Source organism: Pseudomonas sp. SB113 (genome assembly GCF_040754745.1).
Taxonomy (GTDB): Bacteria; Pseudomonadota; Gammaproteobacteria; order Pseudomonadales; family Pseudomonadaceae; genus Aquipseudomonas; species Aquipseudomonas grimontii.
The window spans coordinates 26,054-47,539 of record NZ_JBFMHW010000019.1 but is presented as its reverse complement, the minus strand read 5'-3'; the positions used below and the strand labels follow the sequence as shown (position 1 = coordinate 47,539).

The following is a 21,486-nucleotide window of genomic DNA, read 5'->3' as shown; positions in this document are numbered from 1 at the left end:
TGGAAAGTTAATTACACCTAATCATTAGACATATGGAAGCCATAATGAAACGGATTGAGCGGGACTTCGTTACTCTGTTTAACTACCTCTGGTACAAGGATTTTCCCGTTACTGAAACAGCCGGCCTGGCGAATCGGGCCAACTGGACGATTCATATGGGCCTCGTAATCCGGCAATGTGCCAGCCTGATGGGCGCACGGGCGCTTTTCGAATCGGGTGGGCGTACCGATGCGGTGGTGCAGTACTCCGAAAAGGATATTTTGACCTTCGTGGAATGGGAGTGGAAGCGTGCCCACACGGACATCAATGAAATCGAAAAGCTGTATAGCAAGGCCGGTCAGGCAGCCTTTCAGACGTTCATTGGCTACAGCCGCGTAGAGGACATTCAAAAGGCTCTGGACCAGACGTTGAACACCTGGAACGATGCCAAAAGCCCCTTGATTTATTTTCTTATCACCTACGACGTGGTTAAAGGCAACCGCCACTTCGTTGATCTTGTGACCTACCAATTTACAAAAAACCGCTGCAAGAAAATACGCAGTCAGCCGGCGCTACCCTGGATGGTGAATCGCAAGAAGTTCATCGCCGCTGAGGAAAACACATAAAGCCTAAAAGACTTCGGAACTGTTGCCGATCAGCATTTCCCTGCTGGCCTCATCGGCAATTCCGAGCAACGTGGTGGAGGTCCGAATGGGGTCTCACCACAGCAGCGCTTCGACTTCGTCGTACTTATCCGCCAACTTGAGGAAGGTGTTCGCCCAGCCACTGCTGAGGCTGAGTTCTTGCAGGGGGCCGGTGACGGCGAACAGAACCGCCACATCCAGCCTGTTGGGCAAACCACCTGATTTGAGCACGCTGATCAAGCCTAGCAATTCACCCTTCGCTTGTGCCTCGTCTTCCCAGCTTGACCAGCAGAAGTCGTTGTCTGGAAGACCGATCAGTTCTATCGCGGCTTCGAGGACGTGGATGAGGCTTTCAATCGGGGTCTCACGATTGATTCCTTCTTGAAGCAATTGCCGTGCACGGCCCCTCGGCGACCTTTTGTGAGTGACGCGTCTAGTTAATGGCCGCCTCGCGCTCCATCAACTTGTCCATCAGCAACACTCCCAACTCGCTGAGTTGATGAATCGCCAACGCCACATCCCGCTGCTTCCCCGTCAGCTCATCCGAAAGGTCAAGCAACAACGCAGTCACCGAAGAAAAGGTCTCATAGCTATTGGCAATCAGCACTTCAGTGCTGGCATCGTCAGCAACGCTGAACAGCGTAGTCGAAGGTGGAGAAGGCGGCCCTGGCGGTTCGGCGCCCGCGTTGAGGTAGTGATCAATCGCACGATGCGCTGCCTGATTAAGTTTCAGGTCGGGGCCGTTCGGAGGGTTAGGCGTGACTTTGAACATGTGTGTTGTACCTGTTTTAGGGCCAACACCTTTTCGCTACTAAACGAGAGGGTGGCGGCTGTACGCAGGTTAGTAGACCGGGGAAACACACAAAGCCGGCGCGCCCGAGGGCGCCCTGCGCACAGCCACCATCAAGTACAGACAAGAACACCTGATCGATGAGGCTCATGCACTTTATGTTGTCACTCGGGCTACTAAACCCGATCACTGAGTTGTCAGCGACCGGGCCACCTTAGAGAGACGCACTCAAGCGCACAAGCCGGCGGATTCTGACGCAACTGTAGGCAACGGAGCAAGGCGCCCAGGCTTCTTGTAGGACTTGTGCGCGTTGTGCAGCACGATGCGCCATCACGTATTTCGCGCCGTGCCAAACCCCGCATAAACGACGACGCGGGGTTCACCAGATTGGGTTAACAATGAGTCCATACAACGGTGGCTACAACAACTGCCCACCCGAAATATCAAACGTCGTCCCGTTAGCCCAGGCCAGATCATCGGACAGGATGGCGGCAACCGCAGCGCCTATATCATCCGGCAGGCCGACGCGGCCCAGGGCGATGCCTTGTGCCACGTAGGCGTTCACATCTTTATTGTCGCGCACCGCACCACCGCCGAAATCGGTGGCGATAGCACCCGGGGCAATCGCATTGACCCGGATTTGGCGCGAACCCAATTCTACCGCCATGAAACGGGTCAGTACCTCGACGGCGGCCTTCACTGCCGCGTAAAGGCTGTATCCCGGCAGGGTAAAGCGCACGAAGCCGGAGGACACGTTAAGGATGCGGCCGCCGTCTTCCACCAGCGGCAGCAGCTTCTGCGTCAGGAAAATCGGCCCACGCAGGTGCGTCGCGACCAGTGAGGCAAATTGGTCTTCGGTGGCGTCAACAAAGTTGGCAAAGAGGCCATTGCCAGCATTGTTGACGAGAAAGTCGAAACGCTCGCGGCCAAAGTCGGTCTTCAACGTTTCAGTCACTGCGCTTGAAAAAGCCTCATAGCTGGCGGTATCAGTGATGTCGAGCGCCAGCATCGCGATCTTGCCGCCCTGCGCCTCGATGTGCTGTTTCAGCGATTCGGCTTCTGCCGCGCCGCTGCGATAGGTGCCGATGATGTGGACGCCGCGCTTGGCGAGGTGAAGGGCCATGTTGCGGCCAAGGCCACGGCTGGCGCCTGTGATGAGTGCGATCGGGTGGGTCATGGGTTATCTCAGCTAGGTTTAGGCGCGCCTTTCGGCGCTTTCTTGACCCGCTCAAGATAGGCAGTGATCGGTTTACAACCCACGCCCAATACGCTCAATTCATTGCCTGATTGTCTCAATCGTCTTGCGTGATGACGGGGCGTCGGCATAATCGGCTCATGAACAACGACCTTGCACCGCATCTTGAAATAGCCCTGCGCCATGCGCCACCGGGTTTGACGACGACACGGATCCCGCGTGTAGACCTCTGCGTCGGCCAAGGCACCACGGACAAGGCGCCCTGCCTGTATCGCTCGATGATCTGCTTCATCCTGCAAGGCTCCAAGCGCGTCGCGATTAACGATGATCTCCTGAGCTACGACAGTGAGCACTACCTCATCAGCGCCCTGGACCTGCCTTTGAGCGGACAAATCCTTGATGCTGAAGGGGGGGAGCCCTACGTGGCGGTATCGCTGGTGTTGGACCCGGCCATATTGGCGGACCTGGCGGCGAGCATGCCTGTGATTCGCGAGAGCGAACAAAAAGGGATTGGCATTACGATAAATCCGATGAGTGCTTCGCTGCGCGATACGTTGCTGCGCTTATTGTCATTGCTCGACACGCCTGCCGATATCCCGGTTCTCGGTCCCTTGGTCGAACGGGAATTGCTCTATCGTCTGCTGCTGGGCCCCCAAGGCCGGTTGCTGCGTCAGATAGCTCAACCCGATGGCGCCCTGGCCAGCATCCGCCGGGCCGTTGCCTGGATCCGGGACAATTACACTGCCCAACTGCGTATCGATGCATTGTGCGAGGCCAGCGGCATGAGCCGGGCCAGCCTGCATCGCCACTTTCTTTCGATGACTGGCCTCAGCCCCATCCGCTATCAGAAACAGCTTAGATTGCAGCAAGCTCGCCAGCTTTTGCTGGCCGGCGAGCATCGTGCGTCTGATGTGGCGTTTGCTGTTGGTTATGAAAGCGCATCACAGTTCAGCCGCGAGTATCTACGGCAATTTGGTGCATCGCCGGCGCGTGATGTGCGTGAGATACGGCAGGCGATTGGTAGTCCGACGGCCGTTTTTCCCCGATCCAACTTGGTATTGACCAACACCCCCCCATAACTACCCCTGTCTCCATTAACCGCAAGGACAGACCATGACCAACCCAACCGAAACCGCCATCCTCGCTGGCGGCTGCTTCTGGGGCATGCAAGACCTGTTGCGACGCTACCCCGGCGTGCTGCACACGCGCGTCGGCTACACCGGTGGCGATGTGCCGAATGCCACCTATCGCAACCATGGCAACCATGCTGAAGCGATTGAGATCGTGTTTGACCCGGCGGTGATTTCCTATCGGCAGATCCTTGAGTTCTTTTTCCAGATCCATGACCCCAGCACGCCGAATCGGCAGGGCAATGATCTTGGGCCGAGCTATCGTTCGGCGATTTACTACCTGAGCGAACAGCAAAGGGATATTGCCGAAGATACCGCGGCTGACGTGGATGCCTCCAAGCTGTGGCCGGGGCGTGTGGTCACGCAAATAGAGCCCGCCAGCGAGTTTTGGGAGGCGGAGCCGGAGCATCAGGATTATCTGGAGCGGATACCGAACGGGTATACCTGCCACTTCATCCGGCCGAATTGGAAGTTGCCCAAGCGGGCGTGAGCGTGAGTTGCGCCTGGGGGAAGGTCGCGACAGGGGAGACCGGCCTGCCCCCTCCATTTCCTCATTTGCTTTCTTTTGCCTTGAATCCATTGCCCGCCTTCTAGAGAATCCCCGCCTTTGGCTCGAAAGGATGCGTGCGATGAAGTTCGAAGGGACGTTCCACTACATGGGCAATCACGGGATCGTGTTCAACGTTTCGCAGATCACCCTCACCGACAGCGAACGCGGACGCCTGCGCGAGCTGCATTTTGGCGAGGCGAAAAGTGCCCACTACGAGGTCAACAGCAAGGTCGTCGAGGTGTACGACAAGATGCTGGCCAAGAGCCTGCCGTGCGTGATGATGATCGGCATCTCCAAGCCACTGACGCGGCAACAGGGCGACGCCCTCAACGCGCAGCGCACCAAGATCGCTAACCTGGCCGCCAGTGCCTTCGCTGGCGCCACTTCTGCTGTGGCTTCCCCTTACGTGGGTGTTCCTGTCGGGGCGGGTGTGCGCATGTATGCCAATGAAATCCTGCCCACCTATCATGCCGGCGACGTGCTGGTCAGCATCGAGGCGCAGGTCAGCGGCGGCATTGGTCCGCAACGCAGCGCCTCGACCCTGATCATCAAGACCTGACTGGAGAAGCACATGTCTGACATTACCCAGCTGATCTTGGCCCTGGTGCTGTTTTTTCTGCTCGATCGGTTTGTTAAACCGTACCTGCTGCGTAAGTGGCTGGGGGTGCTGCTGGTGGCGGCGGGGGCGGTCGGCTGCGTGGCGGCAAGCCAGGTCCGCCCAGGGGGGGCGGACCTGGGGTTGCTGTCGATCTTTGCGGTTGCGCTGGGGGTGGGGTTGTTCCTGAAGCGGCGGCGGTTCGAGCGAGTTGGTTGAAGGGGGCTGCTCATTAACCATTTTGGTTTTTAAACTTAAGTTGTGTGACGGCCGTGTCGGCGTGTTTTAACGCGTGGGTGTCAAGCGGTTTCAAATCTTACCCTTCCTGGGTTAAGTTTTCCTGATCGAGAACGGCTCGCATTTTACGCAAAGTGAAGCGGCTGCGTAGGACGTTTCTTTGGGCTTCATCTCTATCGTCTATGCGGTCGTCATCGCGGGCAAGCCCTCTCCCACATTCTGGCGATGCGCGGATGTTGAAGCAACGGCATGACATAGCGCCGTTGTTTGATCGGTGTTGCAGGAAAGTGTGGTTGAGCGAGGCTGCGGTAGGATCGAGCGACCACAATCTTTGAGAAATAAGAAGGACCCCTGTGGGAGGGGGCTTGCTCCCGATAGCGGAGTGTCAGTCGATACATGCCTGGCTGATACACCGCCATCGGGAGCAAGCCCCCTCCCACATTGACCCGCGTTGCCTTCACAGGGCTCAGCGCACCAGGCAAGGCTGCTTGTTGTTATAACTCCAACCCGGAATCAAGAACTGCATCGCCACGCTGTCATCCCGCGCGCCGAGGCCCATGCCTTTGTACAGTTCGTGGGCCTTGGCCACGGCGTCCATGTCGATGTCCACGCCCAGGCCGGGCTTGGCCGGCACTTTCACGTAACCGCCTTCGATTTTCAGCGGTTCGCGGGTCAGGCGCTGGCCGTCCTGCCAGATCCAGTGGGTGTCGATGGCGGTGATGTCGCCTGGGGCGGCGGCGGCCACCTGGGTGAACATCGCCAGGGAAATGTCGAAGTGGTTGTTGGAGTGCGAGCCCCAGGTCAGGCCCCATTCGTGGCACATCTGCGCCACGCGCACCGAGCCTTGCATCGTCCAGAAGTGCGGGTCGGCCAGGGGGATGTCGACCGATTGCAGCTGGATCGCGTGGCCCATTTCGCGCCAGTCGGTGGCGATCATGTTGGTGGCGGTTTTCAGGCCGGTGGCGCGGCGGAATTCGGCCATGACTTCGCGGCCCGAGTAGCCGTTTTCGGCGCCGCACGGGTCTTCTGCGTAGGCGAGCACGTGGTGCTGGTCGCGGCACAGGCGGATGGCTTCTTTCAGCGACCAGGCGCCGTTCGGGTCGAGGGTGATGCGTGCATCCGGGAAGCGTTCGGCCAGGGCGGTGACGGCTTCGATCTCTGCGTCGCCGCTCAATACGCCGCCCTTGAGCTTGAAGTCGTTGAAACCGTATTTGGCTTTGGCGGCTTCGGCCAGGCGCACCACGGCCTCGCTGGTCAGGGCTGTTTCATGGCGCAGGCGGAACCACTCGTCATCGCTGTCGGCCTCGTTGCGGTAAGCCAGGTCGGTGGCGCTGCGGTCGCCGACGTAGAACAGGTAGCCGAGCATTTTCACCGCATCACGCTGCTGGCCTTCGCCGAGCAAGGCGGCCACCGGGACCTCGAGGAACTGGCCCAGCAGGTCGAGCAGGGCGGCTTCCATGGCGGTGACGGCATGGATGGTGATGCGCAGGTCGAAGGTTTGCAGGCCACGGCCAGCCGAATCCCGTGAGGCAAAGGTGCTGCGCATCTGGTTGAGGATGCGCTGGTACTGGCCGATGGGTTGGCCGATCACCAGGCTACGAGCGTCTTCCAGGGTTTCGCGGATGCGTTCGCCACCGGGCACTTCACCGACGCCGGTGTTGCCCGAGCTGTCCTTGAGAATCACGATGTTGCGGGTAAAAAACGGCCCATGGGCGCCGCTCAGGTTGAGCAGCATGCTGTCGTGGCCGGCGACGGGGATGACCTGGAAATGGGTGACGACGGGAGTATTCATGGCAAGTTCCTGGATAGGCTCAAAGAGGTTTGCTGAGGGTGGCGCTGGTTGGCGTCACGCCTGGCGACGTCAAGGCGGCGGAGGGGGCGGTCTTGGCAAAGAACACCAGGATCGCGGCGAGCACCGAGGTGCCGGCCAAACCGTAGAGGCCACCCTGGATCGAACCGGTGGTCTGCTCCAGGAAGCCAAAGGTGGTCGGCGCGACGAAGCCACCCAGGTTGCCGATGGAGTTGATCAAGGCGATCACGGCAGCGGCGATACGCGCATCCAGGTAGCCCTGTGGGATCGGCCAGAACAGCGAGGACGCCGACTTGAACCCAATGGCCGCAAAGCAGATCGCCACGAACGCGAAGATCGGCCCGCCGGTGGTGGACATGAACATGCCCGCCGCCGCAATCAACAGCGCCGCCGCAACCCAGGCCTGTTGGAACTTGAATTTGCCCGACAGCGTCGCGAAGGCATACATGGCGATGATCGAGATCAGCCACGGGATCGAGTTGAAGAAGCCGACCTGCACATCGCTCAGGTCACCCATCTTCTTGATGATGCTCGGCAGCCAGAACGTCGCCGCGTAGATCGTCAGTTGAATGCAGAAGTACAGGGCGCAGAACAGCAGGATCTGACGGTCCTTTAGCAGCTTGCCGAGGGTGGGTTTGACGCCGCCCACGGCTTCACGCTCGCGTTGTTCCTGGTCGATGGCGTTGACCAGCACATCCTGTTCTTCGCGGGTCAGCCATTTGGCGTCGTGGGGCTTGGAGTCGAGCCAGAACCACACAAAGAAACCGATCACCACCGAGGCCAGGCCTTCGATGGCGAACATCCATTGCCAGCCGTGAAAGCCAAACCCTTCGATCTGCAACAGTGCACCTGACAGCGGGCCGGAGATCAACGAGGCCACCGCCGAACCACTGAGGAAAATCGCGATGGCTTTACCGCGTTCCACGCCCGGCAGCCAGCGCGTGAAGTAGTAGATCACCCCAGGGAAGAAGCCGGCTTCGGCCACGCCCAGCAGAAAGCGCAGGATGTAGAAGTGGGTTTCGTTCTGGATGAACGCCATCAGCGTGGCGACGATGCCCCAGGTGAACATGATGCGGGTCAGCCAGATGCGCGCGCCGACCTTTTGCAGCAGCATGTTGGAGGGCACTTCAAAGAGGGCGTAGCCAATGAAGAACAGCCCGGCGCCAAACCCATAGGCCGCGGCGCCGATGCCCAGGTCATGTTCCATGTGCGTGCGCACAAAGCCGATATTGACCCGGTCGATGTAGTTGAGGATGAACATGATCACGAACAGTGGGAGCACATGGCCCTTCACTTTTCTCACGGCGTGCGCGAGGACCGAATCACTGTTTGGTGCGGCAGATGCATGGCTTGAATTGTTCACAATTCAAAACTCCCCCTGATTATTTTTATGCGGGTTTGCGTGTCTTGTTGATAGACATCATACAAGTTCTTTTCTGGGGCTCGCAATGTGGTGATGATGTTTTTGTGTTTATAAGGGCCAGGTTTTAGTGCGTTTTTGGTTATTTTGCGGGTCTGTGTGGCGTTTAAAGAAGGTTGAGTGCGCTTTTGGAAGAGGGCGTGTTGGTGGTCATAAATGTTGGTTGTCATACAAGTTTGGCGCTTTTTTCACTCGGGCCCTAACCTGTAGGAGCGAGCTTGCTCGCGAAAAACGTCAACGATAATGCGGGCATCCTGAATAAACGCGGCGCCCTCAGGTTTTTCGCGAGCAAGCTCGCTCCTACAGTGGGGTTACGCCGTGGGGCGGGATGTTAAGCTCCCTCCTGCCCAACCCCGTGGATTCGTAACTATGCCCATTGAAAACGGCCCCCCCGTCCGTAGACGCTCCAACAACCTGGCCCAAGGCGTGCTCGACGCCCTGACCCAGCGCATCCTGCTTGGGCAGTTGAAGCCGGGTGAAAAGCTGCCGTCCGAATCCACCATCGTGCTCGAACATGGGGTGAGCCGTACCGTGGTGCGCGAGGCCCTCTCCAAGTTGCAAGCCTCGGGGCTGGTGGAGACGCGCCACGGCATCGGCACCTTTGTGCTCGCGCAACATGCCCAGCAAGGCTTGCGCCTGCATGTGGACACCGTCGCCAGCGTGCGCAACATGCTCGAGCTGCGCCTGGGCCTGGAAGTGCAGGCGGTGGCACTGGCCGCCGTGCGCAGGACCGACGAGCAGCTTGCCCACATGCGCGCCGCACTGGACGACTACCAGGCCTCGCTGGCCAACAACGACAGCTGCGTGGAAGAAGACAAACGCTTTCACCAGTTGATCGCCGAAGCCACCGGCAATAGCTTCTTCACCGAAATCATGCTGCACCTGGGCAATGCGATGATTCCGCGTACCCAAGTGAAAGGCGCCGAGCGTGGCGGGGCGGACTTTGCCAAGCTCGGGCAACTGGCGAACCTGGAACATGAGGCGATCTTCAACGCGATCAAACGCCAGGACCCGGACGCGGCGCGGGCGGCGATGGTGTTGCATCTGACCAACAGCCGGGATCGATTTTCCGGCGAATAAAAAGGAACACAGGTTGAACGAACACACCTTGTCCATGCGCCTGGAGCGCGTGGCGGCGAATGTGCCGATGGGCGCGCGGCTGGCCGATATCGGCTCGGACCATGGCTACCTGCCGGTGGCCTTGATGCGCCGTGGCGTGATAGAGGCGGCCGTGGCGGGCGAGGTGGCGATCACACCGTTCCAGGCGGCTGAGCGCACCGTGCGTGAGAACGGCCTGGAGCAGCATGTCACGGTGCGCCTCGCCGATGGTCTGGCGGCGATAAAACCGGCAGACGCGATCACCGCGATCAGCGTCTGCGGCATGGGCGGCGAAACGATCCGCGACATCCTCGACAGCGGCCAGGCCTACCTCAGCGGCCGCGAACGCCTGATCCTGCAACCCAACGGCGGCGAGCAACCGTTGCGTCACTGGTTGATGCAAAACGGTTACACCATCCTCAGTGAAGAGTTGTTGCGGGAAAACCGTTTCTACTACGAAATCATCGTCGCCGAACGCGCCACACCGGTGAGCTACAGCGCCGAACAGCTGTACTTCGGCCCCGTGCAGATGCAGGCACGCAGCCCGCTGTTCCTGGCCAAGTGGCAGCGCATGCTGCGTCAGAAGCAGAAGACCCTGGCCAGCTTTGAGCGCGCGCGGCAGGCCGTGCCGGAGGATAAGGCGCAAGAGATCGCACAGCAGGCCCGGTGGATTACTGAGCTGTTGAATTGAGCTTGCTTGTAACTATTCCTACATGTGTGCAAGGATTGCCCATGACCAAATTTTCGCAAAGCAACCGCCATCACTCTCACGGACCTTTCCCAAGGTGCCGTGGTTGCTTGCGCTCACTGATTGACCAGACGCTCTGATCACTTAATGAACCCAAACCAAGGCGCCTATGGCGCCTTTTTTATTGCCTGTAAAAATGGAGATTCAAGACATGACAATGCTGCGCGGAACCCGAATCGTGACAGGGAAAGAAGCCGCAACGATGCGTGAGATAGAGGGACGATTCCGGAGCTATCTTCATCGAAGCGGGAGCTGAAGAAGCTATCGTGCCCGCGTTGTGGAGCCAGGACACGTTTATTGAAAAAGCCGGCGGCAGTGAAATCATCGGGCAGATGTGGGCTTTCGATGACAAGGCGGGTCGCCAATGTTGCCTGATCCCAGAGGCCACCGCGCTGTTCCAGGAGCGCAATGCAGCCTTGCTCGGCGAGCGGGGTGAGGCCATGTTTTTCTACGTGGCACGGTGTTATCGGTATGAGCGGCCGCAAGCCGGTCGCTATCGTGAATTTACCCAGTTGGGGTTGGAAATTCTCAGTCCAGAGCCCGCGCTGGCGCTAAAGCGCAGCCAAGCCCTTTGCTCCGGGTTTCTGGACACGCTGGGGCTCGACTATGAGTTGAGCCTGGCGGTAAAGCGTGGGCTGAGTTACTACCTTGAAGGCAATGGCTTCGAAGTACGCTGCCCCGCACTGGGTGCGCAGCAGCAAGTGGTAGGTGGCGGTGCTTACCGAGAGGGCGCCGGGTTCGGCATCGGGCTTGAGCGGCTGGTGCTGGCATTGATGTGATGTTCAAGGCGCCTCCGCAGGGAGGCGCCTGCTCTCCAGCCGCAGGATATGCTCCAATGGTCGTCTCATTCGCTCACCCAGGAACCCGCAATGGCCGACGCCACCGACCAAACCTTCTACGACCGCGCAGACGCGCATATCGAGCTGTCGAACGAGCAGCTCAAGACATTCGAGAACCTCGGCCAGGTGAGTGCCTCGATGATGTTCGGCACCACGCGGTTCAATGCCTGGGCCTGTGCGCGCAACTTTAAGTCCGGCGAGCAGATGGCTGAGGAGCGCGAGGCGATGCTCACGTATTTCTGCGATCAGTACCGGATGATGCTTGAGGACAACCTGGACGATCACATCAATAATTTCAGCCGGTACATGCAGGCTAAATAGGTCGCTGCCGGTATTTCTTCCAACGGCGTGTCCTGCCCTTCAAGTTCTCCCCGCGCGCGGCCGATAGGATGCTTGTGATTGAGGGCGTTCTGGCGCGCGCCTCGGTCAGTCGTCTCCGGCGGTGACAGCGGCCTTGTCCCTACTGAGTGCTTTTGCCCCATTTTCGCGCACGCGAGGTGGGGCGTTCGTGCAGCGAACGCCCTGTTTCGGGGCTGAGTGTGAGCGGCCCGTATCTTGCTAGAGCCTTACCAATCAATGACATGGCATTTTGCTTTCATTTATTTCAAGGCTTCGCCCAGCGGTGCGCCGGGCGGGTTGTTTTCGGGAGTGGTCGGACATGCACAGCCTTTTATCACCTGGTATCCGCCTGCTCGGACGTTTCGGTTTCGCGCGTAAGTTCCAGATTCTGTTTTTCCTGTTCATGCTGCCCCTGGCGGGTAGCCTGTGGATGATCGGCCAGGACTATCGCGACAAGTTAAGCGTGATTTCCGCTGAGCAGTCCGGCCTTCGTCAACTGTTGGCCCTGGATGCGCTGGATGGCCAGTTGACCGCCCAACGTAACCTGGCTGCGCGCTGGAAGGCGGCGGACATCCTGCATGCCCCCACGCCGGCGGCGAAGGCGGCGATGGATAAGGTGGATGCCAATTTCCCGCTGATCCTGCAAAGCCTGCAAGCCCTCGGTGATGCCTTGAAAACCCAGAACGCCGGCGCTGATGTCCTGGCCCGCTTCGAGGCGTTGCAGGCCACCGTCAAGGGCATGGATTCCGCGTCCCTGCGCACCGTGGGCTGGTGGCCGGATGGCTACGACCGCTTCACCGCCGCGCTGACGGCGATGCAGGCCCTGCGCGAACAGATCACCCTCGACGCCGGCCTGATCCTCGACCCCTGGCTGGAAACCTACATGCTCATGCAGATGGGCACCCAGCAAACGCCCGACCTGATCGAGCGCATCGGGCGCATGGCCAGTGTGGGGCAGTCCTCGATTTCTTCGGGGCAGTTCACCTTGCAGAGTCGTTTGCAGATGCGCGACTTGCGCAGCCGCATCGGCGATGCGCGGGATCAACTGGTCAAGGCTGCGGCTTCGCTCAAGGCCAAGCAGTACGCCGGAATGGAGCCGTGGACGGCGCAATACGACACCAGCCTGCAGTTGTTGGATAACGAACTCAAAGTGCTCGACGACGGCGTGTTCGGCGGCAGCATCAAGCTGGATACGGCCGGTTTCGAGCGCAGTATCGACGCCATGCTCGAGTCGCTCGGCGCGCTGCGCGTTCAGTCGCTGACGTCGATGGATGCACGCCTGGACTACTACCGCGCACATGCGAACACGCAATTCATACCGATGGCGGCAACGTTCAGCCTGTTGGCCCTGGCGGCGCTTTATCTGTTCATGTGTCTGCAAGCGTCCATCCGTCGCAGCGCCAGTGGCATCACCACACTGGCCGAGTCCCTGCGCGACGGTAACCTGTGTGTGGAAGTGGCGGTAGAGGGCCGCGACGAACTCGCGGCCATCAGCACCGCGCTGAACGTCGCGGTGGTGCAGTTACGCACCAGCCTGCTTGGCGTCAATCACGAAACCCAGCAGCTCGGCTCGGCGGTGCTCACTCTTAATTCGCAATCGGGCAGCACCCTCAGCGAAGTCGAAGACCAGCAGCACCAGATCAGCCAGATCGCCGCCGCCGCCACGCAACTGGCCGCCACGTCCATGGGCGTCGCGCGCAGCTGCGAACAGGCCTCGGGCAGTGCCCAGCAAACCCGGCGCATCGCCGAAGACAGCAGCCGCGACAGCCAGCGCACCACCGCCAGCATCCAGCAGCTCAACCAGCGCCTGACCGACACCGCCGATGCCTTGCAGCAAGTCAGCCAGCAAGGGCAGCAGATTCAGTCGGTGGTCGACACCATTCGCGGCATCGCCGAGCAGACCAACCTGCTGGCGCTCAACGCAGCCATCGAAGCCGCCCGCGCAGGCGAGCAGGGCCGGGGCTTTGCGGTGGTCGCCGATGAAGTGCGCAGCCTGTCGCAACGCACCCAGGCGTCGACGGCGCAGATCGCCGGCACCGTCGACAGCCTGCGCGCCACGGTGAGCCAGGCGGTGACGCTGATGGGCGCCGCGTGCGAGCAGGCGTTGACCGATGCCGAGTCCGTCACCGGCTTGGGCACGCGCCTGGGCGAGATTGCCGGCGCGGTGCAGAACGTCACCGACACCCTCGCGCAAATCGCCACGGCGGTGGAGGAGCAGGCGGCGACGGCGGATGAAGTGAGCGGCAATATCCAGCAAGTCGACCAGGCCGCCGGGCGTCTGCTCGACGGCGCGCGCGCGGTAAATCGGGCAGCGGATACCTTGAGCAAGGGCAGTCAGGCGTTGAGTGATAACACTGCACGGTTTCGCCTGAGCTGAGGTCTGTAAACCCTGAAGATCCAACCCGGTGGGGGGGGGCTTTCCCGAATGCCAGTCAGTGAAGGAGGAACACTGTAACTGTGGCGAGCGGGCAAGCCCCCTCCCACAGGTTCAGGTCAGTTGGCCGAGGTATGCAGCACCTCAATCCACAGCGCACCCTTGCCCGACGCCGCTTCCCCCACACGCTTCAACGCACCCGCGGCACTGACCGCATAGGTGCCGACCTTGTCGCTTTTCTCGCCGGTCACCAGTAGCCAATGCCCGTTGGGGGAGAACGCGATATTGCGCGGCTGCTTCTCTTCGACCGGGTAGTTGTCGACAAAACGCAGGCCGCCTGTGGCGGTATCCACGGCAAACGCCGACACCGAACTGCTGGTGCGCTCGCTCATCAGCAGCAGCTTGCCGTCCGGCGACAGGCGCAGGTCAGCGGCCCAGATGCGCGGCGTCGGGTCGTCTTTAAGGTCATTGTTGCGCGCGTCACGCACTTCGCCGTGGGCCAGTTTCAACCGCTCAGGAATGCCATTGGCCACGCCGATCTGGGTCAGCGCGCCGGTGCTGTCATCAATGGCAAACGCGGTGACGGTGCCGCTCATTTCGCCGACCACATACAGGTACTTGCCGTTGGCCGAGAACGCCAGGTGCCGAGGCCCGGTGTTGGCCGGTACGCTCACGTAGCCGCTGCCGATCGGGGTGAGCGCGCCGGTGGCGGCGTCGAAGCGGTATTGCAGCACATGGTCCGTGCCCAGGTTGCCGGCGTAGGCAAAGCGATTGCTCGGGTCGGTGCGTAGCGAGTGCGCATGCAGGCCGGTCTTGTAGGTGCGGATGGGCTCGGGCTTGTCGATGGGCTGGACGCTGAGGGTGTCGGCACCGTAAGACGCCGCGAGCAAATAGCGCCCGGCGCGGTCGGTGGCCAGGTACGCCATGCTTTCGGCCAGCGGCGCCTTGGACTGCGGCGTCAGGCGGCCGGTCGCCGGGTCGATGCTGAAGCCCTGGACCTGAAACGGCTTGACCCGCAAGGCCGCGAACAAGGTCTTGCCGTCGGGGCTGAGGGCCATGGGATTGACCTGGTCGCCGGCCGTCACTTGGTCGACCAGGCTCAGGGCGCCGTTGCCTTCGTCGAGTCGGTACTGGGAAATCAGCCCGTCACCGGGGCTGGAGATGTACGCGAAGGTGGCGGCGCCGGCGTGCGCACTCAGGCCGCAGACAACGGCGGCGGCCAGGAGGAGGGGTTTATTCACGGGTGATCCTTTATTGTTATGGGTGTGGTCAGTCATCGTATGACTGTATGCGAGTCTCGGCAATGGTTGTTTTATCGGCGTGATGGGCGCTGTATCTCTACCCGCGCCAAGGGCTTGATGCGCTGCATGAGTAACGATCCCACCTGATGCTCGGCCGGCGTTTCGACGGCGAGCCGCTGCCGTGGGTGCACACCGCGTACTGGCTGGCGGCCGATGAGCTTAGCGGCTGACAGAGATTGCACATCACAGGACGTTTTTTGCCCCGGACCGCTATGGCGTGGTCAATCCCGAGGATGCGCCGCGGGTGCAGCGGCTGCTGGACAAGGCCCAAGCCGGTTAAGGGAAAGCGCCGCACCTGTGGCAAGCATTAAACCCGGAACCTTCAGCCCCGACAGGGCTCACTTGTTAGGTCGCCCTGTTCCCTTGCCGAAAGGAATCCGCATGCATGCCACCTCATCAACCGTGCCCCTTCACACCCCCGTCGAGCGCGAACTGAGCCTGCGCGCGGTCATCACCGGCACCGTGCTCGGTATCCTGCTGACCCCTTCGAACGTGTACGCCGGGTTGAAGATCGGTTGGTCGTTCAACATGTCGATCATTGCCCTGCTGGTGGGGTATGCGATCTGGCAGGGCCTGGCCAAGCGCTCGTCCGAGCAGCTGCCGTGGACGTTGCATGAGAGCAATATCAACCAGACCGTCGCCTCGGCCGCCGCTTCGATTATTTCCGGTGGGCTGGTGGCGCCGATCCCGGCCTATACCTTGCTGACCGGCAACCAGCTGGACGCATGGCCGATGATCGCCTGGGTGTTCTCGGTGAGTTTCCTGGGCATCTGGATTGCCTGGTACCTGCGGCCTTCGTTGCTCAATGACAAGGCGCTGAAATTCCCCGAAGGCATGGCCACCCTGGAAACCCTGCTGCATATCTACAACCATGGGCGCGAAGCCGCGACGCGCTTGAAGGTGTTGCTCAGTGCGGCGTTGCTGTCCGGATTGGTGAAGTGGGTGGACACCTTTGTGTGGGCCTTCCCGCGTTGGTCGCCGAGTGCCCAGCTGGAGCGCCTGACCTTTACCGCCGACCCTTCGCTGTTGCTGCTGGGCTTTGGCGGTATTATCGGCATTCGCGTCGGCCTGACCCTGTTGCTGGGCGCCTTGCTCGCCTGGGGTGGCCTGGGCCCGTGGCTGCTGGCGCACGGCTTGGTGAGCTTGCCGGCCGGCAGCAGCGGCCCGCAATTCGCCGCGTTGGTGGAGTGGTTGCTGTGGCCGGGCGTGAGCCTGATGGTGTGCTCAACCCTGGCGTCGTTGACCATTCGGCTGTGGGCGTTGTACACCTCGACCAAATCCGTCGGCGGGCAAGCCTGGAGCGTCCCCAAGGCCGGCCCTGCCGCCGGTTTCGCGCTGTCGATCGTATTGGTGGTGAGCCTGCAGGCGCTGTTGTTCGGCATCAACCTGTGGATGGCGTTGCTGACCATTCCCCTGGCGATCTGCCTGGCCGCCGTCGCTGCCCGCGTGGTGGGCGCCACCGGTATTCCGCCGATTGGCGCCATCGGGCAGTTGTCCCAGCTGAGTTTCGGCATCGTCGCGCCGGGGCAAGTGCCGATCAACCTGATGAGTGCCAACACCGCCGGCGGCTCGGCGGGGCAGTGCACCGACTTGATGAACGACTTCAAGGTCGGCAAGGCCATTGGTGCTACGCCGCACAAGCAAGTGATTGCGCAGACCCTGGGGATTTTCATTGGCAGTATCGTCGGGGTGTTTGCGTACCTGGCGCTGATTCCTGATCCGCAATCGATGCTGCTCACCGAAGAATGGCCGGCGCCGGCGGTCGCGACCTGGAAAGCTGTGGCGCAAACCCTCACCCATGGGCTGGACTCATTGTCGGCGAGCATTCGCTGGGCGATTGCTATTGCCGGTGTGGTGGGGGTGTTGCTGGGCGTACTCGACAGCCTGTTGCCCGTCCACCGCGCCCGCTACTTGCCGAGTGCGGCCGCGTTGGGGTTGGCGTTTGTGCTGCCGGCCTCGGTGTCGCTGATGATGGCGCTGGGTGCGGTGCTCACCTGGCTGGTGAGCTGCCGCTGGCCGAGCATCACCGAGCGGTTTGCGATTACCGCTGCGGCGGGGTTGATTGCCGGGGAGAGCATCACCGGCGTGGGGGCGTCGCTGTGGCAGATGATGGGGAATGGGTAAGCTGCCCCCCAAGGCTGGTATCTCCCCTGTGGCGAGCCCGCTCGCCACAATGGCCCGGCTCTTGGTGGTTTAAGGGTTCGCCGCATCACTCACTTGGCAAACGCATACTCCCCACCCTGTTCCAGCGCCTGGCGATAGGCCGGGCGTGCCTGGAATCGCTGCACCCACGCGGCCAGGTGCGGGTACGCCGGCAGCTTGCCCTGGGCCTTGGCGATTTCGCCGATAAAACTCATCTGGATGTCCGCGCCGCTCAGGTCATCGCCCAACAGATAGGGGGTGTGCCCCAGCGCCTCGTTGAGGTAACCGAGGTAATTGGCCACTTCCGATTCGATACGCGGATGCAGCGGCGCACCGGCATCGCCCAGGCGCCCGACGTACAGGTTGAGCATCAACGGCAGCATGGCCGAGCCTTCGGCGAAGTGCAGCCATTGCACGTACTGGTCGTAGGCGGCAGTGGCCGGGTCCGGTTGCAGGCGGCCATCGCCATGGCGGCGGATCAGGTAGTCGACGATGGCGGCGGACTCAATCACCACGTTGGCGCCGTCTTCAATCACCGGGGATTTGCCCAGCGCATTGATCGCCTTGAGCTCCGGGGGCGCAAGGTTGGTTTTCGGGTCGCGCTGGTAGCGCTTGATCTCGTACGGCAGGCCAAGCTCTTCCAGCAGCCACAGAATACGCTGCGAACGTGAGTTGTTGAGGTGATGGACAATGATCATGGGAACTCCGCGGGGCGTGGGGTGTGTAGGAACAGACTGCTGCGGCAACCTAGAGTGCCCTGAATCAGCGGGACGTTTGCTTGGCAAACGCCCCTTCGATCAACGCACCACCTCGAACGCCGTGTATTGATACGCCGAGCGCATTTTGCTCGACGTCGTCTCCAGCGTCAGGGCAATGCCCAGGTCTTCGATAAAGGCGCGCGAGGTCTTGTAGTCACCCTGTTCGCACTCAAGCTTGATGGCGTCGCCGGTCAACGAGGCAAACACCTGTCGGGCCGGGAAGCGCTGGCCGACCTTGCAGCTCACGGAGGTCTCGAGCGGGGTATCGGTCGGTTTGCCGGGCACGTTCGCCATGTGCAGGTTGGCACTCAGCGTCTGGCCAGGCGTCCAACTGCTCGGAATACTCAGCTCGGCTTCGCGGGTCAGCAGCACCTGGCCGTCGCCCACGCCATTCATCTTCGATTTCAGTTGAATCAGGTCCGCCTGCACCAGGCGCTCGACATGGAAGGTGTCGCTGTAGATCTCGTTCTTGTTCAGCAAGCCACCCACCGCCGTGAAGGTCACCGAGGTGGGGGTGTCGTTGCTGCCATCGCTTTTTTTCGACAGGTAGGTGTAGCTCAACGTCTTGAACTTCGGCTGCAGCAGGGCCGAGTCAAGGCGCTGGAGCACGCTGGCGGGTACGGCGACGTCGTTGATGCTCGGCTCTACGACGGTGCGCGGGTAGTCCACCGGCGCGATGTCCGGACGCAACCAGGCCAGCAGCGCCGCATCGACACCGCCCTGCAACGAACAACTGATGCGCGACTGCGTGCCGTCGGTGCCTTCCGGCTCTACCAGCAGCACGCGCTCGACCTCACGGGTGCCCGGCGCGACGCCTGGCCGTGGCTTGATGGCCTGCCAGCGGTCGTCGACCTTGAGTTCACTGCGGATGTAGGCGTTGTCGCCTTTTTGCAGGCGAGCAGGTTGGTCGAGCAGCGGAGCAAGGCGTTGGGCAACCTCGTCGATATTGCCTTGCACAACAAAGCCCCAGTAATAGTAGAGCCCCAGATTGCCGAGGTCGGTGGCCTCGTCGGCGTACGACAATAGCTTCAAGCCCGCGATGGGCGGCGTGCTGACCGGCACCGCATTGGCCTTGCGGTCTGCGCGGTTGACCACTGCGATCCACGAGAAATCCTTTTCCTGCTTGAGCGGTGCGTAGGCCTGCCAGGCGTCGCGGTGGCTGTTCAGGCTGCTGAAGAATGTCGCGTCGCAGCGGGTGAAGGCCTTGAGCGTATCGGTCAGCGCGGCGTCGTCGGCGTGGGCGAAGGAAGGCAGCAGCGCAGAAGCGAGGAGTAGGGCGGCGGTGGGCAACTTCATCGAGCGGGATGTCCGTATCGGGGGCGGGAGCTGGGCATTATCCAGAAATTACCCGCCAAAGGCTCGGCTCAATGATCGAGCCCTATGATGCCCGCGAATCTTTCAGATCCACAGATCGTTTGTTGCCGTGCGTTCACCGCCTTCATGGCCGGTATTCAAGATGCCCCGAGGCTCAATCATCATCAGCTTCGCCTCACCCTCGGCGGCCGTCCGATGTTCAACGCCACGCGGGACCACATACAATTCGCCCGCCGCCACAGACACCGGGCCTTCCGGCAGATCGATACGCAGTGTCCCTTCCAGCACCAGGAACGCTTCGTCGGTTTCCGGGTGTGAATGCCAGATGAACTCTCCTTCGATGCGCACCACCTTGAACTGGTAGTCGTTCATTTCGGCGACGACCCTGGGGCTCCACTGCTCGTTGATGAGCGACGCCTTTTGCGCGAGGTTTACCGGTTGTGCCGGGTGCTGTGACGTAGCCATGATCCATCCTCTGGTAGGTAAGAGGACCAGACTATCGAGGCAACGAAGCGCTTGGCTTGTACGATCCTGCACGTCGGCCGCTTAAAGCTCGGCCCTTTGCCGTCGATAACCTGTATGAACCCGCCAATCATGGACCGATAAAATGGCTCTTTCCGTTAGCGCTGCCTATCTCCCGCCAGCCAACACCAGCCTTACACCTTCCGACCAGAAGCTCGTGGCCCAGCCACTGACAGATGCCGCGAAAGAAGCGGTGGCGAATGCCGGCCCGGCGGCCGTCTACCATCCCAGTGGCTCAGCAAGCACTACATTGGAGCCGCTGGAGGTGGTCGACACCTGGGTCGGTCGGACCCAGTCGCCAGACCACCCTCGGCTCGTCGAAATTTCCACCGGCGCGCTCAATACGCTGAAGGCCTCCTTCAAGGCATTCGAGTCAGCGCTGTCGACCACCGCTCCCGACTTGGCCGGCAAAAAATACGGCTTCACCGTCGAGGCCGATGGCCGCCTGAAAGTGCTGGATTCGGCCAGTCAGCTCAGCAGCTCGGATACCCAGCGGCTGACGGATTTGCTCAATCAATCCCTTGGCCTGAAAACCGCAGCCGTTGCCTACCGCAACGCCGCCATCGACACGGTGGACGCCGATTCGGTCTGGTCGGGCCTGGGCTTCTACAGCCTGACTAACGAAAACTTTGCCAAGACCATTGATCTGGCGCCGCTCTTAAGAGACTTCGACCCGTCTGACTTCAAAGGGTCCAGGGATCGGATTTTTATTAATCAACTGGCCTCCAAAGGCGAGCTGGCGACGCAAGAGACGGAAGCGGCGATGTATGAGCGGCGTGGAGTGCAGCGGTTCAGTGCGCAGGCCTGACCTACTGTGTGGGGTAAAAATGAAGCCGTGCAGGCTGTTCAACCCCGCCTGCGCGATTCAATCCCTGCAAAAATCAGCATGCCCGCCACCATCGCCAGCGTGAACACCACCACCTGCCATTGCCCCGTCAACAGCAATGCCACTGCCGGCCCGGGACACAGCCCCGCAATCGCCCAGCCCATGCCGAACACCAGGCTGCCCAGCACGAGGCGGCGGTCGATGGTGCGTTGCGTCGGCATCTGGATCGGCGCGCCCAGCAGCGAGACCTGGCGATTCCTTACCAAGTAAAAGGGCACGCTGCTCACCACCAGGGCGCCGAGCATCACCAAGGCCAATGAAGGGTCCCAATCGCCGGCGAGGTCGAGGAACGCGAGCACTTTCGCCGGGTTGGTCATGCCGCTGAGGTGCAGTCCCAGGCCGAAGATCAAACCGGTCATCAGTGCAGTGAGTTTGCGCATGCTCAGGCTCCCAGCAGGTGGCGGATGAAGTAGACAGCGGCGAACCCGCTGCCCATGAAACAGCCGACCGCGACCAGCGAGCGCAGCGACCACCGCGACAGCCCGCAGATGCCATGCCCGCTGGTGCAACCCGCGCCATACCGCGTGCCGATCCCTACCAGCAGCCCTGCCAGCACCAGCCCGTAGCCACCGACTTGGAACGATGACTCAGGCAGCTTGGCGAACAGTGACCAGATCCAGGGTGAGACCAGCAGCCCGATCACAAACAGCAGTTTCTCCCCGCGCCCCTCGCCGTGCCTGGAGAGCAGGCTGCCAAGCAGGCCGCTGATCCCGGCGATGCGGCCGTTGAGCAGGATGAACAGGCCGGCGGACAAGCCGATCAGAGCGCCGCCGAGCAGGGCGGTCCATGGGGTGAAGTGGGTGGAGAGGGTCATG

At 61.2% G+C, this 21,486-nt stretch carries 23 protein-coding genes and 1 pseudogene; 13 read left to right on the top strand and 11 right to left on the bottom strand.

Annotation, left to right across the window (positions count from 1 at the left end; genetic code table 11):
* Nucleotides 1-44: 44 nt before the first annotated feature.
* On the top strand, nt 45-605 hold the full coding sequence (locus tag AB1462_RS22780; protein WP_367247982.1) for a hypothetical protein: 561 nt from the start codon (nt 45-47) through the stop codon (nt 603-605).
* Nucleotides 606-698: 93 nt separating this feature from the next.
* Here AB1462_RS22780 and AB1462_RS22775 read toward each other — a convergent pair whose 3' ends face one another.
* From AB1462_RS22775 to AB1462_RS22765, 3 genes are all read right to left on the bottom strand, one after another.
* Nucleotides 699-1,013 carry a hypothetical protein gene (locus tag AB1462_RS22775; protein ID WP_259191992.1) on the bottom strand — a complete coding sequence of 105 codons (315 nt, stop codon included), beginning with the start codon at nt 1,011-1,013 and terminating at the stop codon, nt 699-701.
* Nucleotides 1,014-1,056: 43 nt separating this feature from the next.
* Nucleotides 1,057-1,395 (bottom strand): DUF6124 family protein, encoded by a 339-nt coding sequence (locus tag AB1462_RS22770; RefSeq protein WP_259191991.1) that lies wholly within the window; start codon nt 1,393-1,395, stop codon nt 1,057-1,059.
* A gap of 436 nt (nt 1,396-1,831) precedes the next feature.
* A complete protein-coding gene (locus AB1462_RS22765; RefSeq protein ID WP_259191990.1) occupies nt 1,832-2,590 on the bottom strand; it encodes an SDR family oxidoreductase in 759 nt (252 codons plus the stop codon).
* A 158-nt stretch (nt 2,591-2,748) separates the two neighbouring features.
* Between AB1462_RS22765 and AB1462_RS22760 the strand changes: the two genes are divergently transcribed.
* From AB1462_RS22760 to AB1462_RS22745, 4 genes are all read left to right on the top strand, one after another.
* On the top strand, nt 2,749-3,687 hold the full coding sequence (locus AB1462_RS22760) for an AraC family transcriptional regulator N-terminal domain-containing protein (RefSeq protein WP_367247981.1): 939 nt from the start codon (nt 2,749-2,751) through the stop codon (nt 3,685-3,687).
* A 34-nt stretch (nt 3,688-3,721) separates the two neighbouring features.
* Nucleotides 3,722-4,228: a peptide-methionine (S)-S-oxide reductase MsrA gene (gene msrA, locus AB1462_RS22755; RefSeq protein ID WP_003372371.1), complete on the top strand. Its 507-nt coding sequence runs from the start codon at nt 3,722-3,724 to the stop codon at nt 4,226-4,228.
* 139 nt (nt 4,229-4,367) lie between these two features.
* Nucleotides 4,368-4,847 carry a hypothetical protein gene (locus AB1462_RS22750; protein ID WP_259191988.1) on the top strand — a complete coding sequence of 160 codons (480 nt, stop codon included), beginning with the start codon at nt 4,368-4,370 and terminating at the stop codon, nt 4,845-4,847.
* Nucleotides 4,848-4,859: 12 nt separating this feature from the next.
* Nucleotides 4,860-5,102 carry a hypothetical protein gene (locus AB1462_RS22745; protein WP_259191987.1) on the top strand — a complete coding sequence of 81 codons (243 nt, stop codon included), beginning with the start codon at nt 4,860-4,862 and terminating at the stop codon, nt 5,100-5,102.
* Between the two features lie 484 nt (nt 5,103-5,586).
* On the opposite strand, the gene gudD is transcribed toward AB1462_RS22745, so the two are convergent.
* Both gudD and AB1462_RS22735 read right to left on the bottom strand, forming a co-directional pair.
* Nucleotides 5,587-6,912, bottom strand: a complete 1,326-nt coding sequence (gudD, locus tag AB1462_RS22740; protein ID WP_315337083.1) for a glucarate dehydratase — start codon at nt 6,910-6,912, stop codon at nt 5,587-5,589.
* Nucleotides 6,913-6,931: 19 nt separating this feature from the next.
* Complete coding sequence (locus AB1462_RS22735) at nt 6,932-8,293, bottom strand: MFS transporter (protein WP_259191985.1); 1,362 nt, start codon at nt 8,291-8,293, stop codon at nt 6,932-6,934.
* A gap of 275 nt (nt 8,294-8,568) precedes the next feature.
* Here AB1462_RS22735 and AB1462_RS22730 point away from each other — a divergent pair.
* The 6 genes and pseudogenes from AB1462_RS22730 to AB1462_RS22705 all read left to right on the top strand — a co-directional run.
* Nucleotides 8,569-8,658 (top strand): annotated as a pseudogene (locus tag AB1462_RS22730) (outer membrane lipoprotein carrier protein LolA); the annotation flags it as partial.
* 61 nt (nt 8,659-8,719) lie between these two features.
* Entirely contained in the window at nt 8,720-9,430 is a 711-nt protein-coding gene (locus AB1462_RS22725) for a FadR/GntR family transcriptional regulator (RefSeq protein WP_090406791.1), read from the top strand.
* A 13-nt stretch (nt 9,431-9,443) separates the two neighbouring features.
* Nucleotides 9,444-10,139 carry a tRNA (adenine(22)-N(1))-methyltransferase TrmK gene (locus AB1462_RS22720; protein ID WP_090406788.1) on the top strand — a complete coding sequence of 232 codons (696 nt, stop codon included), beginning with the start codon at nt 9,444-9,446 and terminating at the stop codon, nt 10,137-10,139.
* A gap of 290 nt (nt 10,140-10,429) precedes the next feature.
* A complete protein-coding gene (locus tag AB1462_RS22715; protein ID WP_367248004.1) occupies nt 10,430-10,975 on the top strand; it encodes an ATP phosphoribosyltransferase regulatory subunit in 546 nt (181 codons plus the stop codon).
* 90 nt (nt 10,976-11,065) lie between these two features.
* Nucleotides 11,066-11,356 carry a DUF3144 domain-containing protein gene (locus AB1462_RS22710; protein ID WP_090406782.1) on the top strand — a complete coding sequence of 97 codons (291 nt, stop codon included), beginning with the start codon at nt 11,066-11,068 and terminating at the stop codon, nt 11,354-11,356.
* Nucleotides 11,357-11,693: 337 nt separating this feature from the next.
* Nucleotides 11,694-13,751 carry a methyl-accepting chemotaxis protein gene (locus tag AB1462_RS22705; protein ID WP_090406779.1) on the top strand — a complete coding sequence of 686 codons (2,058 nt, stop codon included), beginning with the start codon at nt 11,694-11,696 and terminating at the stop codon, nt 13,749-13,751.
* Between the two features lie 116 nt (nt 13,752-13,867).
* Here AB1462_RS22705 and AB1462_RS22700 read toward each other — a convergent pair whose 3' ends face one another.
* Nucleotides 13,868-14,989 carry a lactonase family protein gene (locus tag AB1462_RS22700; RefSeq protein WP_367247980.1) on the bottom strand — a complete coding sequence of 374 codons (1,122 nt, stop codon included), beginning with the start codon at nt 14,987-14,989 and terminating at the stop codon, nt 13,868-13,870.
* A 441-nt stretch (nt 14,990-15,430) separates the two neighbouring features.
* Here AB1462_RS22700 and AB1462_RS22695 point away from each other — a divergent pair, with 441 nt between their 5' ends.
* The gene (locus AB1462_RS22695; protein ID WP_367247979.1) at nt 15,431-17,173 is read left to right on the top strand and encodes an OPT family oligopeptide transporter; all 1,743 of its coding nucleotides are present in this window, start codon (nt 15,431-15,433) and stop codon (nt 17,171-17,173) included.
* 89 nt (nt 17,174-17,262) lie between these two features.
* Here AB1462_RS22695 and AB1462_RS22690 read toward each other — a convergent pair whose 3' ends face one another.
* From AB1462_RS22690 to AB1462_RS22680, 3 genes are all read right to left on the bottom strand, one after another.
* Entirely contained in the window at nt 17,263-17,889 is a 627-nt protein-coding gene (locus AB1462_RS22690; protein WP_090406773.1) for a glutathione S-transferase family protein, read from the bottom strand.
* A gap of 99 nt (nt 17,890-17,988) precedes the next feature.
* Nucleotides 17,989-19,245 (bottom strand): hypothetical protein, encoded by a 1,257-nt coding sequence (locus tag AB1462_RS22685; RefSeq protein WP_259191980.1) that lies wholly within the window; start codon nt 19,243-19,245, stop codon nt 17,989-17,991.
* A gap of 102 nt (nt 19,246-19,347) precedes the next feature.
* Nucleotides 19,348-19,728: a cupin domain-containing protein gene (locus AB1462_RS22680; RefSeq protein WP_090406769.1), complete on the bottom strand. Its 381-nt coding sequence runs from the start codon at nt 19,726-19,728 to the stop codon at nt 19,348-19,350.
* Between the two features lie 142 nt (nt 19,729-19,870).
* On the opposite strand from AB1462_RS22680, the gene AB1462_RS22675 reads away from it, so the two are divergent.
* Complete coding sequence (locus tag AB1462_RS22675; protein WP_259191979.1) at nt 19,871-20,593, top strand: hypothetical protein; 723 nt, start codon at nt 19,871-19,873, stop codon at nt 20,591-20,593.
* Between the two features lie 38 nt (nt 20,594-20,631).
* Here AB1462_RS22675 and AB1462_RS22670 read toward each other — a convergent pair whose 3' ends face one another.
* Nucleotides 20,632-21,051, bottom strand: a complete 420-nt coding sequence (locus AB1462_RS22670; RefSeq protein WP_367247978.1) for a DUF6691 family protein — start codon at nt 21,049-21,051, stop codon at nt 20,632-20,634.
* Nucleotides 21,052-21,053: 2 nt separating this feature from the next.
* Nucleotides 21,054-21,485, bottom strand: coding sequence for a YeeE/YedE family protein (locus tag AB1462_RS22665; RefSeq protein WP_259191978.1), 432 nt, complete (start codon nt 21,483-21,485; stop codon nt 21,054-21,056).
* Nucleotide 21,486 lies beyond the last annotated feature (1 nt).

Coding starts and splice junctions, on each gene's coding strand:
- AB1462_RS22780 (WP_367247982.1), top strand. CDS start 45: ATGAAACGGATTGAGCGGGACTTCGTTACTCTGTTTAACTACCTCTGG.
- AB1462_RS22750 (WP_259191988.1), top strand. CDS start 4,368: ATGAAGTTCGAAGGGACGTTCCACTACATGGGCAATCACGGGATCGTG.
- AB1462_RS22710 (WP_090406782.1), top strand. CDS start 11,066: ATGGCCGACGCCACCGACCAAACCTTCTACGACCGCGCAGACGCGCAT.
- AB1462_RS22725 (WP_090406791.1), top strand. CDS start 8,720: ATGCCCATTGAAAACGGCCCCCCCGTCCGTAGACGCTCCAACAACCTG.
- AB1462_RS22665 (WP_259191978.1), bottom strand. CDS start 21,485: ATGACCCTCTCCACCCACTTCACCCCATGGACCGCCCTGCTCGGCGGC.
- msrA (WP_003372371.1), top strand. CDS start 3,722: ATGACCAACCCAACCGAAACCGCCATCCTCGCTGGCGGCTGCTTCTGG.
- AB1462_RS22765 (WP_259191990.1), bottom strand. CDS start 2,590: ATGACCCACCCGATCGCACTCATCACAGGCGCCAGCCGTGGCCTTGGC.
- AB1462_RS22670 (WP_367247978.1), bottom strand. CDS start 21,051: ATGCGCAAACTCACTGCACTGATGACCGGTTTGATCTTCGGCCTGGGA.
- AB1462_RS22695 (WP_367247979.1), top strand. CDS start 15,431: ATGCATGCCACCTCATCAACCGTGCCCCTTCACACCCCCGTCGAGCGC.
- AB1462_RS22675 (WP_259191979.1), top strand. CDS start 19,871: ATGGCTCTTTCCGTTAGCGCTGCCTATCTCCCGCCAGCCAACACCAGC.
- AB1462_RS22705 (WP_090406779.1), top strand. CDS start 11,694: ATGCACAGCCTTTTATCACCTGGTATCCGCCTGCTCGGACGTTTCGGT.
- AB1462_RS22745 (WP_259191987.1), top strand. CDS start 4,860: ATGTCTGACATTACCCAGCTGATCTTGGCCCTGGTGCTGTTTTTTCTG.
- gudD (WP_315337083.1), bottom strand. CDS start 6,912: ATGAATACTCCCGTCGTCACCCATTTCCAGGTCATCCCCGTCGCCGGC.
- AB1462_RS22680 (WP_090406769.1), bottom strand. CDS start 19,728: ATGGCTACGTCACAGCACCCGGCACAACCGGTAAACCTCGCGCAAAAG.
- AB1462_RS22770 (WP_259191991.1), bottom strand. CDS start 1,395: ATGTTCAAAGTCACGCCTAACCCTCCGAACGGCCCCGACCTGAAACTT.
- AB1462_RS22690 (WP_090406773.1), bottom strand. CDS start 17,889: ATGATCATTGTCCATCACCTCAACAACTCACGTTCGCAGCGTATTCTG.
- AB1462_RS22760 (WP_367247981.1), top strand. CDS start 2,749: ATGAACAACGACCTTGCACCGCATCTTGAAATAGCCCTGCGCCATGCG.
- AB1462_RS22685 (WP_259191980.1), bottom strand. CDS start 19,245: ATGAAGTTGCCCACCGCCGCCCTACTCCTCGCTTCTGCGCTGCTGCCT.